Here is a 12,076-nt window from a genome sequence, read left to right on the forward strand (position 1 = left end):
TAGGTTCTGCCGTTACCCCGCTGTTATGCGAAAGGTGATCCCTCATGCTCTCCGGGAACGGCCGTCACAGACGCCCCCGCCAGGTCCCCGCGCTGGTCGTCACGGCCGGTGTCACCGGCTCCGCGCTCGCCATGCCGCTGCTGGCCGCCACGAGCGCGACCGCCGCAGACACCGCCACATGGGACAAGGTGGCCGAGTGCGAGAGCGGCGGCTCGTGGAGCGCCAACTTCGGCAGTGGCGCGTACGGCGGGCTCCAGTTCACCCAGCAGCAGTGGCAGGATGCCGGCGGCCTGGACTTCGCCGAGCGGGCCGACCTCGCGAGCCGCTCCCAGCAGATAGCCGTGGCCGAGCGCGTACTGGCCGCCCAGGGTCCGCAGGCCTGGCCGCTGTGCGCCGCTTCGGCCGGACTGGACCAGCAGGGTCCGGCGGCCGTCGTCGATCCCGGTCTGCCCGGTAGCACCGGCGCGGTGGGTCCCGCGCCGTCGCGCCCCGACGACACCGTTCCCTCCACCACGGGCGGCAAGCCCGCCACGGACTTCGGGCTCTCGACCGCGGAGACCCCCAGCCCCTCGGGTTCCCCCTTCCTGATACCCGACGCGCCGTCCGTCGGACTGCCCGTCATGCCCGCGCCCGACGTCCCGACGACGCCTCCGGCCGACCCGGGCACCCCGGACGTCCCGGCCGACCCGACGGCCCCGCCGGCGACTCCCGGCGACCCGACGGCCCCGACCCTTCCCGCGGACCCGACGGCACCCACGACCCCGCCGGTCTCCCCGTCCCCGGCCGACCCGGCGAACCCCGCGACCCCGGCGACCCCGGCCGCCCCGGGTGCCACTCCCGCCGAGGGCAACGGCAAGCACCGCGGTGCGCCGTCTCCCGAGGAGGGTGTGCCGTCTGATGCCGCGTCGGCCCCCGTCTATACGGTGCAGGAGGGCGACAGCCTGGCGGCCATCGCGGATGCCAAGGGAGTGAAGGGCGGCTGGAGCGGTCTTTATGCGGCCAACGAGCAGGTCATCGGCAATGATGCCAACCTGATCAAGCCTGGGCAGAACCTGGATCTAACCGCCCAATAAGGACAGTTGGTTCGCCCGGTAAGGCCTGATTGTCTGTTTTCTGCAAGTGAGACATGTGTCTCTTCCGGTCAACTGGCGTGTCCCGCCCCGGGGGTTCCGCAAACCCCGTCCTCACCTGCGCAAACGCCCCTGCGGGGAGCGCAAGTAGGGGCCGTTTCTCCCCGATGCTCCTGGTTGAGCATCGGGGAGGGACATGTCTACCTTCTGATTCGCCCGCCACCGCGGGCTCCTTCGACCGCATCGCCGAATCCTGCCGGCGGACGGGGGGAACAGTCGTCGCGTCAAGCGCCGAAGGCAGGAGCGGGGGAACCAAGGTAGGTGCCGCGAGCGGCCGTTGAGAGACGGCCGACGAGCGGCTTGGGGTTAAGCGGGGCGCAAGGTCGCACCGCCGGGCACTCACAGGCTCGAACCCGACAGCTCACCTCGCAGGCGTCGGTGAGGAGAAACCTCATGCTGCTTTCCGGCAAGGGCAAGCACCGTCGCGGCTCCAAGGCCGCTCGCATCGTCACGCTCGCCGGTGTCGCCGGTGTGGCCGTCGCCGCCCCGCTGATGACCGCGGGGGCCGCCAGCGCCGCCACCGCGTCCGAGTGGGACAAGGTCGCGCAGTGCGAGTCCGGTGGCAACTGGTCCATCAACACCGGCAACGGCTACTACGGCGGGCTGCAGTTCTCGTCCTCCACCTGGGCCGCTTTCGGGGGCAAGTCGTACGCCCCGCAGGCCAACAAGGCCTCCAAGGCGCAGCAGATAGCCGTCGCCGAGAAGGTCCTCAAGAAGCAGGGCAAGGGCGCCTGGCCGCACTGTGGCAAGGGCCTGTCGAACTCCTCCTACACCGGTGGCGGCTCCACCGAGGCCCCGGCCTCCACCAAGCCGAAGGCCCAGCCGAAGAAGACCGAGACGAAGAAGACCGAGACCAAGGCCGCGCCGAAGAAGGACACCAAGCGCGCCGAGGTCCCGACCACCCGCTCCGAGCGCGCCGCGGCTCCGGTCGCGCCGAAGACCGGCAACGGCTCCTACGAGGTCAAGCCGGGCGACACGCTGGGCACCATCGCCGAGGCCAACGGCGTCAAGGGCGGCTGGCAGCAGCTCTTCGAGCTGAACAAGGACATCGTCTCGGACGCCGACCTGATCTTCCCGGGTCAGAAGCTGAAGCTCAGCTGAACGTCGCGGCAAGAGCCGCACACGCGTACGCAACGCACAGAATTCCCACCGCCCGGCGCCCCTTCCCCCCACGCGCCGGGCGGCGGTGTGTGCGGTCCCGTCGGCCGATGATCAAGGGTTGTATGTCCCGGAAGGCGGGTATTCGGTCCCTTTTTCGTCCCAGGGGTCGGGCGGTCGGCCGGTCGAACCCCGGAAGCCGGTTAGGCTCTAGGCGGCAAGGCCATCCCACGGCCTGACACGCCACCGCACACCCAGCGTCACATCCCAGAAGGAGATGCTCGTGCCGTCCATCGACGTCGTCGTAGCCCGGGAAATCCTGGACTCCCGAGGCAACCCCACGGTCGAGGTCGAGGTGGGCCTCGACGACGGCAGCACCGGCCGTGCTGCCGTTCCGTCCGGCGCCTCCACCGGCGCATTCGAGGCCATCGAGCTCCGTGACGGTGACCCCAACCGTTACATGGGCAAGGGTGTCGAGAAGGCCGTCCTCGCCGTCATCGAGCAGATCGGCCCGGAGCTCGTCGGCTACGACGCCACCGAGCAGCGCCTGATCGACCAGGCGATGTTCGACCTGGACGCCACCGACAACAAGGGCTCGCTCGGCGCCAACGCCATCCTCGGCGTCTCGCTCGCCGTCGCGCACGCCGCGTCCGAGGCCTCGGACCTCCCGCTGTTCCGCTACCTCGGCGGTCCGAACGCGCACCTGCTGCCCGTTCCGATGATGAACATCCTCAACGGTGGGTCGCACGCCGACTCCAACGTCGACATCCAGGAGTTCATGATCGCGCCGATCGGCGCGGAGTCCTTCTCCGAGGCGCTGCGCTGGGGTGCCGAGGTCTATCACACCCTCAAGAAGGTCCTGCACACCAAGGGCCTCTCCACCGGTCTGGGCGACGAGGGCGGTTTCGCCCCGAACCTGGAGTCCAACCGCGCCGCGCTCGACCTCATCATCGAGGCCATCAAGCAGGCCGGCTACACCCCGGGCAAGGACATCGCGCTCGCCCTCGACGTCGCCGCGTCCGAGTTCTACAAGGACGGCAAGTACGAGTTCGAGGGCCAGTCCCGCTCGGCTGCCGAGATGACCGACTACTACGCCGAGCTCGTCGAGGCGTACCCGCTGGTCTCCATCGAGGACCCGCTGTTCGAGGACGACTGGGCCGGATGGAAGACCATCACCGACCGCCTGGGCGCCAAGGTCCAGATCGTCGGCGACGACCTCTTCGTCACCAACCCGGAGCGCCTGGCCCGCGGCATCGAGGAGGGCTCCGCGAACGCCCTGCTCGTGAAGGTGAACCAGATCGGTTCGCTGACCGAGACCCTCGACGCCGTCGAGATGGCCCAGCGCAACGGCTTCAAGTGCATGATGTCGCACCGTTCCGGCGAGACCGAGGACGTCACCATCGCCGACCTCGCCGTCGCCGTGAACTGCGGTCAGATCAAGACCGGCGCCCCGGCCCGCTCGGACCGCGTCGCCAAGTACAACCAGCTGCTGCGCATCGAGGAGATCCTCGACGACGCCGCGGTGTACGCGGGCCGCAGCGCCTTCCCGCGCTTCAAGGGCTAATCACGCTCTGCCTCCGTACGTCCCCGCACTCGGTCCCGTACCGTGTGCGGGGACGTATTGCGTAGTGCGTACAAAGGGGAGGCGGACCCATGGCCGGGAACCGGGATCGGTTCTCCACCTTCTCCACGGCGACGCGGCTGAGGCAGCTCGGCGAGCGGACCGCGGCCCACGTCTACCGCTCGCAGTCGCGCCGGCAGGTGCGCCGCAGCCGTCTCACGGGCAGGGCCGCCCTCCTGGTGCTCGTGCTCTGTACCCTGGTCGTCGCCCTCGCGTATCCGATGCGCCAGTACGTCTCCCAGCGTTCGGAGATTGCGGAGCAGCAGCGGGCCGCCGCGGCCGCGCGGGACCGCCTGGAGCGGCTCCGCGATGAGAAGGCCCGCTGGCAGGACGACGCCTACGCGGAGCAGCAGGCGCGCAGGCACCTGCACTTCCTGCGTCCGGGGGAGGTCGGCTACATCATGGCCGACCCCGGGGCCCGGCCCCCGGAGCAGCACCGGACCGGCCAGGCCGGCTCCGACCGCCCCTGGTACTCGAACGTCTGGGACGGCGTCGACAAGGCCGACCGCCCGGGCGACTAGTGAGTACCGCAGCACCCATCCGACGAGAACGAAGAGACTCCCTCCAGGCATGCAGACGCCCCCGCCCCAGACCGACCGGACCGAGCCGACCGACGCGGACATCGAGGCGTTCGAGCAGCAGCTCGGCCGCCCGCCGCGCGGGTTGCGCGCCATCGCGCACCGCTGCCCCTGCGGGCAGCCCGACGTGGTGGAGACCGCCCCGCGGCTGCCCGATGGCACCCCCTTCCCGACGCTGTACTACCTGACGTGCCCGCGCGCGGCCTCCGCCATCGGCACGCTGGAGGCCAACGGCGTGATGAAGGAGATGCAGGCGCGCCTCGCCGAGGACCCGGAGCTCGCCGCCGCCTACCGGGCCGCGCATGAGGACTACATCCGGCGCCGCGACGCCATCGAGGTGCTCCAGGGCTTCCCGAGCGCCGGCGGCATGCCGGACCGGGTCAAGTGCCTGCACGTGCTCGTCGGGCACTCGCTGGCCGCCGGCCCCGGTGTGAACCCCTTCGGCGACGAGGCCCTCGCGATGCTGCCCGAGTGGTGGGCCAAGGGCGCCTGCGTCACCCCGTGCGGGGAGAAGAAGAAGGAGGAGGAGTCCCAGTGACCCGTGTCGCGGGCATCGACTGCGGTACGAACTCCATCAGGCTGCTCGTCGCGGACTGCGACCCCGCCACGGGTGAGCTGGTCGAGCTCGACCGACGGATGATCATCGTCCGGCTCGGCCAGGGCGTCGACAAGACCGGGCGGCTGGCCCCGGAGGCGCTGGAGCGCACCTTCGCCGCGTGCCGCGAGTACGCGGCGGTCATCAAGGAGTTCGGCGCGGAGCGGGTGCGCTTCGTGGCGACCTCCGCCTCCCGTGACGCGGAGAACCGGGACGAGTTCGTGCGCGGTGTCGTGGAGATCCTGGGCGTCGAGCCCGAGGTGATCTCCGGCGACGAGGAGGCGGAGTTCTCCTTCACCGGCGCCACCCGGGAGCTGACCGCGCACGAGCACCTGGAGCGGCCGTTCCTGGTGGTCGACATCGGCGGCGGCTCGACCGAGTTCGTGGTCGGCGACGACCACGTCCGGGCCGCCCGCTCCGTGGACGTGGGCTGCGTCCGGATGACCGAGCGCCACCTGGTGGTGGACGGGGTCGTCACCGACCCGCCGACCGAGAAGCAGGTCGCCGCCGTCCGTGCCGACATCGAGGCCGCGCTGGACCTGGCGGCCGAAACCGTTCCGCTGGCGGAGGCGCGCACCCTGGTGGGCCTGGCGGGCTCGGTGACCACCATCGCCGGCATCGCGCTCGGGCTGCCCGAGTACCGGTCGTCGGAGATCCACCACGCCCGGCTCTCCTACGAGCAGGTCCGCGAGATCACCGAGCGGATGCTGACCGCCACCCATGACGAGCGCGCGGCGATTCCCGTGATGCACCCGGGCCGGGTCGACGTGATCGGCGCGGGCGCGCTGGTCCTGCTGGCCGTCATGGAGCGCACCGGCGCCTCGGAGGTCGTGGTCTCCGAGCACGACATCCTCGACGGGATCGCGATCAAGACCGCGGAAGAGGCCGAGGCGGCCGAGCGGCTGTCCTGACCTGCCGAACCCCTGAATCGTGGCGCTCCGGTCGACCGGCCGGGGCGTCACGGTCGTTCCGGGTCGTCCGGGCGGGCTACCGCAACGAGCCATGGCCTGGCCCGCGATGACCGGAGGAATCATCTGGTCCATCGGCCAAACGACCTTCGAACCAGAGTGTGAGGGGTGTCGGGGGCCATGATCGGAAAAAAGTTCGTGAAGTTCTTCACAAGGAAAAGGGTGCGACTGGGTCACCGGAAGGGCCCCTCGGGGCCTTCCGGAGGCCTCGGGGTCCCTTTTGTCGCGCGTTCGTGTGATCGGCGGAGGCGGCGGGTTCCGTGTCGGAGATAAGGACGAAACCCGGTGGTCTACTCCGGTCAAAGCCTTGGAGGCCAGTTCAGGACGGGTGAACAACGACTCCCGACACCTCTTGGTTCCCGTTGCGCGTCATGACGTCCGTCACGTGGGCGGCGGAGTGTAGCAGAGGCCCTCTCGGTCCTTGTGAAGGGGCTCACGAGCAACACCCCAATGGGTGCTGGATACTCGTTCTCATGAGCACCACGGAGCGTCCCAGGATCCTCGTTGTAGGAGGTGGGTACGTAGGCCTGTACGCAGCCAAGCGCATCATGAAGAAGATGCGCTACGGCGAGGCGACCGTCACGGTCGTCGACCCGCGCTCGTACATGACCTACCAGCCCTTCCTCCCCGAAGTGGCCGCAGGCAGCATCTCGCCGCGGCACGTCGTCGTCCCGCTGCGACGCGTGCTGCCCAAGGCTGAGGTCCTCACCGGCCGGGTCACCACCATCGACCAGGACCGCAAGGTCGCCGTCGTCACGCCGCTGGTCGGCGAGGCGTACGAGCTGCCCTTCGACTACCTGGTGATCGCCCTCGGCGCCGTCTCCCGCACCTTCCCGATCCCCGGTCTCGCAGAGCAGGGCATCGGCATGAAGGGCGTCGAGGAGGGCATCGGCCTGCGCAACCACGTGCTGGAGCAGCTCGACAAGGCCGAGTCCACGACGGACGAGAACGTCCGCCGCAAGGCCCTCACCTTCGTCTTCGTCGGCGGCGGCTTCGCCGGCGCCGAGACGATCGGCGAGGTCGAGGACATGGCCCGCGACGCCGCGAAGTACTACTCCACGATCAAGCGCGAGGACATGCGCTTCATCCTGGTCGACGCGGCCGACAAGATCCTCCCCGAGGTCGGGCCCAAGCTCGGCACCTGGGGCCGGGAGCACCTTGAGTCCCGCGGCATCGAGATCTACCTCAACACCTCCATGGACTCCTGCGTGGACGGCCACGTGGTGCTGAAGAACGGCCTTGAGGTCGACTCCAACACCATCGTGTGGACCGCCGGCGTCAAGCCCAACCCGGCGCTGGCCCGCTTCGGCCTTCCGCTGGGCCCGCGCGGCCACGTCGACACCGCCCCGACCCTCCAGGTCCAGGGCACCGACTACATCTGGGCCGCGGGCGACAACGCCCAGGTCCCGGACGTCGCCGCCCGCAAGGCCGGCGTCGAGAACGCCTGGTGCCCGCCGAACGCCCAGCACGCGCTGCGCCAGGCCAAGGTCCTCGGCGACAACGTGGTCTCGGGCATGCGGGGCTTCCCGCAGGCCGAGTACGCGCACTCCAACAAGGGTGCGGTGGCGGGCCTCGGCCTCCACAAGGGCGTGGCGATGATCGTCATGGGCAAGATGAAGATCAAGCTCAAGGGCCGGCTCGCCTGGTACATGCACCGTGGCTACCACGGCATGGCCATGCCGACCTGGAACCGCAAGATCCGCGTCTTCGCCGACTGGACCCTCGGCATGTTCCTCAAGCGCGAGGTCGTCTCCCTCGGCGCGCTGGAGACCCCGCGCGAGGAGTTCTACGAGGCCGCCAAGCCGGCGCCGGCCCCGGCCGCCGCCGCTGCCCCGGCCGAGAAGGCCAAGGCCTCCTGACCCTGCGCCGGGAGCCCGGCCGCTGAGCCGGCCGCATGTACGACCCCGAAGGGGCCGCCCGCCATCCGTGGTGCGGGCGGCCCCTTCGGCGTACCCGGGGCCGTGGAGGGGTAGACGGATGGGTCGGAACTTTGTGGAGGTGCGCCATGACCGACGCCGCTCCGCGGCTGGCCGCTCTTGCCGAGACCCTGCTGGGCGGCCCCCTGCCCGTGCGCATCCGCGCGTGGGACGGAACCGAGGCCGGGCCGCCCGACGGTCCCGTGCTCGTCGTCCGGGGCCGCCGCGCCCTGCGCCGGATCCTGTGGAAGCCCGGGGAGCTGGGCCTGGCCCGGGCCTGGGTGGCCGGCGACCTGACCGTCGAGGGCGACCTGTTCGAGCTGTTGGACCGGGTGGGGGGCGTGCTCTGGCAGCGGGACCGGGAGCCCGCCGCCCCGCCCGCCTCCCGCCCGTGCGCGCTGCGCCCGCGCCTGCCCCGGCGGGTCTCCGCCGCCGCGGACACCGCGGCGGCCACCGCGGCGCTGCTGGGCGACGCCGAGGCACGGAGCGCCGTACGGGACCTCGTCGCCCTGGCCAGGCCCTGGCCGGCGCCCGCGCCGCCCGCGGAGGAGGCGGCCCGGCGCGGCGGCCCCCGGCACACCAGGCGCCGCGACCGGCAGGCCATCAGCCACCACTACGACGTCGGCAACGCCTTCTACGAGCGGGTCCTCGGCCCCTCCATGGTGTACTCCTGCGCCTACTGGACGCCCGGCTCGACCCTGGAACGGGCCCAGCACGACAAGCTCGACCTGGTCTGCCGCAAGCTCGGCCTCAAGCCCGGGGACCGGCTCCTCGACGTCGGCTGCGGATGGGGCTCCCTGGCCCTGCACGCGGCCCGCGCGTACGGAGCGCGCGTCACCGGGGTCACGCTCTCGCGCGAACAGGCCCTGTACGCCCGCAAGAAGGCCGCGGACGAGGGCCTGGCCGATCTGGTCGAGATCCGGATCCAGGACTACCGGGACGTCAAGGACGGCCCCTACGACGCGATTTCCTCCATCGGGATGGCCGAACACGTCGGCGCCGAGCGCTACCGCGACTACGCGCGCACCCTGCACGCCCTGCTGCGCCCGGGCGGCCTGCTGCTCAACCACCAGATCGCCCGCCCCCCGGAGGCGGACGAGGCGGCCTACCGGGTGGACGCGTTCATCGACGCGTACGTCTTCCCCGACGGCGAACTCTCCCCGGTCGGCACCACGGTCGGCGAGCTGGAGCGGGCCGGCTTCGAGGTCCGCGACGTCGAGGCGCTGCGCGAGCACTACGCCCTGACCCTGCGGGCCTGGGTGGCGCGGCTGGAGCAGCACTGGGACGAGGCCGTGGCGCTCACCTCGGCCGGCCGGGCCCGGGTCTGGCAGCTCTACATGGCCGCCTCCGCGCTCGGCTTCGAACGGGGCCGCCTCGGGGTCAACCAGGTGCTCGCCGTGCGCTCCGCGCCGCGCGGGGACTCGGGGCTGCCGTTGCGGCTGCGGACCTGGGGTGCGCAGCCGGCTTAGGGACTCCCCGGCGGATCGCGGCCGGATCGTTCCTGCAAGGACGACGGGAAGGGCCCCGGGGCGCGTCGTGCCGCCCCGGGGCCCTTCCGTGTCCGCGTTCCGCGTCCCGCTACTCGGTCTTGATGGCGGTCAGCATGTTGAGGCGGGCGGCGCTGCGGGCCGGCCACATGGCGGCCAGGACGCCGACCACGGCGGCCAGCAGGAGGAAGATCCCGATCCGGTCCCACGGGAGGACCAACGCGTAGCCGGGCATGGCGTTGGCCAGCGTGGAGCCGACGGCCCAGGCGAGGAAGATGCCGATGACGACGCCGAGGGCGGCACCGAAGAGCGAGATGACCACGGCCTCAAGGCGGATCATGTTCTTGACGCGGCTTCGGTCGAGGCCGATGGCCCGCAGCATGCCGATCTCCTGGGTCCGCTCGAAGACGGACATGGCCAGGGTGTTGACCACGCCGAGCACCGAGATGACCAGGGCCATGCCGAGCAGGCCGTACATGATGTTCAGCATCGTGTTGATCATGCCGCCCATCTCGTTGCGCATGTCCTGCTGGGTGGCGACGGTGATGGCCGGGTTCTTGCCGAGGGCGTCGACGACCTTCTGCTGGGCGGCCTTGGAGGCGCCGCCGTCGACGTTGACGTACACCTCGGGGATGTACATGTCCTCGCTGTGCTCGGTGAGGATCCTGTTGTCGATGACGTAGGGGGAGAGCAGCCCGTCCATGTCCTTGAAGACCGCGCCGACCTTGACGGACGCTTCCCGGCCGTCGTCGTACTTCACCTTGAGCGCGGTGCCGACGGTGAGGTTCTGCTTCCTGGCCGTCTTCTCGGCGACGGCGACCTCGCCCTTGCCGAGGCGGTCGAGCGAGCCGCTGAGCACCTCGATGTTGAGGAGCTGACCGATGGTGGCCGGGTTGACGCCGGAGGCGGACCGGAAGTCGCCGTCGACCAGGAAATAGCCGGCCGACTGCGGGGAGACCGCCTTGATACCGGGGGCCTTGGCCAGGGTCTCGGCCACCGACTCGTCGAGGCTGCCCGCGTCGGCGGACATGGAGACCCGGTAGTCGGCCTTGAGCTTCTCGGTGCTCATGCGGTCGACGACCTTGCCGACGGTGACACCGAGCACCGACAGCGTGGTGACCAGGGTCAGGCCGATGGCCAGGGACGCGGCCGTGACGGCGGTGCGGCGCGGGTTGCGGACGGCGTTCTGGGCGGCCAGCTTGCCGGGGACGCCGAACACCTTCTGCAGTAGCGGACGGACCGCACCGATGACCGGCTTGGAGAGCAGCGGCAGCAGCACGATCATGCCGATCAGCATGAAGAAGGCGCCGCCGCCCATGGTCATGCGGCCGGTGTTGCCGCCCGTGGACACGCCCAGGAGGACCAGGCCGATGCCGCCGAGGCTGATGACCGAGCCGAGGATGTTGCGCACGAGCAGGGACTTCGAGGTGGCCGGCAGGTGGGCGCTGCCCATGGCGGCGACCGGGGCGATCCGGCCGGTGCGCCAGGCCGGCAGCAGGGCGGCGACGGTGGTGACGACGACACCGATGACGAGCGCGGCGATGACGGTGCCCGGTGCGATCACCAGGGCGCCGCCCGGCAGCTTGGCGCCGAGGGAGCCGATGACGGTGCGAATCGCGGCCGCCAGGCCGATGCCGCCCGCCAGGCCGACGGCGGCCGACAGGGCGCCGACGACGAGGGCCTCGCTGAGGACGGAGCGCATGACCTGGCCGCGGTGGGCGCCGACGGCGCGCAGCAGGGCCAGCTCCTTGGTGCGCTGGGTGACCAGCATGGTGAAGGTGTTGTAGATCAGGAAGATGCCGACGAAGAGCGAGATGCCGGCGAAGACGAGCAGCATCGTGCTGAGGTTGCCGAGGCCCTTCTCGATCTGCTTGGCCTGTTCGGCGGCGAGCGCCGCACCGGTCTGCGCCTTGGTGTTCTTGTCGAGCAGCGGCTTGATGTCGGCGAGCAGCTTGTCGGCGGAGGCGCCGTTCTTCGCGGCGACCGACAGCTCCGTGAAGTATCCGGGCTTGAGGTAGAGCTCCTGGGCGACCTTGGTCTCGAAGAGCACCAGGCTGCCGCCGGCCTGGACGGCGCCGTCCTCGGTGGTGAAGACGCCGGCGAGGGAGTACTCCTTGACCGGGCCGTTGGTGGCGACGCGGACCCGGTCGCCCACCGCGTAGCCGCCCTGGTCGGCGGTCTCCTTGTCGAGGGCGACCTCGTCGGCCCGCGCCGGGCCGGTGCCCTGCGTGAAGACGTAGTGCGGGTCCTTGCCGTCCTTGACGGGCGTGTAGTTGGCGCCCTGGTTGGACCAGCCCGAGCCGATCAGCCGGCCGTTCTCGTCGCCGACGCCCGCGAAGCCCGAGACGCGGCCGGAGACGGAGTCGACGCCCGGGAGCGCCCTGATCCTGTCGAGGGTCTGCTGGCTGAGGCCGGGCTCGCCCTCCTTCTCGCCCTGCTCGTTGCGGCCCTGGCCGTACGAGGTGACCGAGACGGCGACGCCCTCGTAGCTCTTGGCGGACTGGCCGGAGAGGGACTTCTTGAGGGTGTCGGTGAAGACGAGGGTGCCGGATACGAAGGCGACGCCGAGGGTGACGGCGAGCACCGTCATCAGCAGCCGGGCCTTGTGCGCGAGGACGTTGCGCAGGGCGGTACGGAACATGGAAGGTCTCAGTCCTGGGGCTGGAGGTCTTGGAGGAAGGGC

9 protein-coding genes and 1 riboswitch are annotated in these 12,076 nt (G+C 70.8%); of the genes, 8 read left to right on the forward strand and 1 reads right to left on the reverse strand.

What is annotated here, in order from left to right:
• Nucleotides 1–44 precede the first annotated feature (44 nt).
• The 8 genes from AW27_RS20175 (at nucleotide 45) to AW27_RS20210 (ending at nucleotide 9,375) form a co-directional block, all read left to right on the forward strand.
• On the forward strand, nucleotides 45–1,073 hold the full coding sequence (locus tag AW27_RS20175; protein WP_037925244.1) for a LysM peptidoglycan-binding domain-containing protein: 1,029 nt from the start codon (nucleotides 45–47) through the stop codon (nucleotides 1,071–1,073).
• 276 nt (nucleotides 1,074–1,349) lie between these two features.
• A riboswitch (cyclic di-AMP (ydaO/yuaA leader) is annotated at nucleotides 1,350–1,520 on the forward strand.
• A gap of 3 nt (nucleotides 1,521–1,523) precedes the next feature.
• Nucleotides 1,524–2,231, forward strand: a complete 708-nt coding sequence (locus AW27_RS20180; RefSeq protein ID WP_037925246.1) for a transglycosylase family protein — start codon at nucleotides 1,524–1,526, stop codon at nucleotides 2,229–2,231.
• Between the two features lie 274 nt (nucleotides 2,232–2,505).
• On the forward strand, nucleotides 2,506–3,792 hold the full coding sequence (eno, locus tag AW27_RS20185; RefSeq protein ID WP_030028493.1) for a phosphopyruvate hydratase: 1,287 nt from the start codon (nucleotides 2,506–2,508) through the stop codon (nucleotides 3,790–3,792).
• Nucleotides 3,793–3,881: 89 nt separating this feature from the next.
• A complete protein-coding gene (locus AW27_RS20190; RefSeq protein ID WP_037925248.1) occupies nucleotides 3,882–4,370 on the forward strand; it encodes an FtsB family cell division protein in 489 nt (162 codons plus the stop codon).
• Nucleotides 4,371–4,419: 49 nt separating this feature from the next.
• Nucleotides 4,420–4,965, forward strand: coding sequence for a DUF501 domain-containing protein (locus AW27_RS20195; RefSeq protein ID WP_037925251.1), 546 nt, complete (start codon nucleotides 4,420–4,422; stop codon nucleotides 4,963–4,965).
• Nucleotides 4,962–5,933: a Ppx/GppA phosphatase family protein gene (locus AW27_RS20200; protein ID WP_037925253.1), complete on the forward strand. Its 972-nt coding sequence runs from the start codon at nucleotides 4,962–4,964 to the stop codon at nucleotides 5,931–5,933. Before AW27_RS20195 ends, AW27_RS20200 begins: the two co-directional genes overlap by 4 nt.
• A 530-nt stretch (nucleotides 5,934–6,463) precedes the next feature.
• Nucleotides 6,464–7,849, forward strand: a complete 1,386-nt coding sequence (locus tag AW27_RS20205; RefSeq protein ID WP_037925256.1) for an NAD(P)/FAD-dependent oxidoreductase — start codon at nucleotides 6,464–6,466, stop codon at nucleotides 7,847–7,849.
• Nucleotides 7,850–7,995: 146 nt separating this feature from the next.
• Nucleotides 7,996–9,375 carry an SAM-dependent methyltransferase gene (locus tag AW27_RS20210; protein WP_037925258.1) on the forward strand — a complete coding sequence of 460 codons (1,380 nt, stop codon included), beginning with the start codon at nucleotides 7,996–7,998 and terminating at the stop codon, nucleotides 9,373–9,375.
• Nucleotides 9,376–9,484: 109 nt separating this feature from the next.
• On the opposite strand, the gene AW27_RS20215 is transcribed toward AW27_RS20210, so the two are convergent.
• Nucleotides 9,485–12,034, reverse strand: a complete 2,550-nt coding sequence (locus tag AW27_RS20215; protein WP_037925261.1) for an ABC transporter permease — start codon at nucleotides 12,032–12,034, stop codon at nucleotides 9,485–9,487.
• Nucleotides 12,035–12,076 lie beyond the last annotated feature (42 nt).

The sequence above is a fragment of the Streptomyces sp. PCS3-D2 genome (genome assembly GCF_000612545.2).
GTDB lineage: Bacteria > Actinomycetota > Actinomycetes > Streptomycetales > Streptomycetaceae > Streptomyces.

What these genes read in the sequence shown, in the direction of transcription:
- AW27_RS20175 (WP_037925244.1), top strand. Translation starts at nt 45, where the DNA reads ATGCTCTCCGGGAACGGCCGTCACAGACGCCCCCGCCAGGTCCCCGCG.
- AW27_RS20180 (WP_037925246.1), top strand. Translation starts at nt 1,524, where the DNA reads ATGCTGCTTTCCGGCAAGGGCAAGCACCGTCGCGGCTCCAAGGCCGCT.
- eno (WP_030028493.1), top strand. Translation starts at nt 2,506, where the DNA reads ATGCTCGTGCCGTCCATCGACGTCGTCGTAGCCCGGGAAATCCTGGAC.
- AW27_RS20190 (WP_037925248.1), top strand. Translation starts at nt 3,882, where the DNA reads ATGGCCGGGAACCGGGATCGGTTCTCCACCTTCTCCACGGCGACGCGG.
- AW27_RS20195 (WP_037925251.1), top strand. Translation starts at nt 4,420, where the DNA reads ATGCAGACGCCCCCGCCCCAGACCGACCGGACCGAGCCGACCGACGCG.
- AW27_RS20205 (WP_037925256.1), top strand. Translation starts at nt 6,464, where the DNA reads ATGAGCACCACGGAGCGTCCCAGGATCCTCGTTGTAGGAGGTGGGTAC.
- AW27_RS20210 (WP_037925258.1), top strand. Translation starts at nt 7,996, where the DNA reads ATGACCGACGCCGCTCCGCGGCTGGCCGCTCTTGCCGAGACCCTGCTG.
- AW27_RS20215 (WP_037925261.1), bottom strand. Translation starts at nt 12,034, where the DNA reads ATGTTCCGTACCGCCCTGCGCAACGTCCTCGCGCACAAGGCCCGGCTG.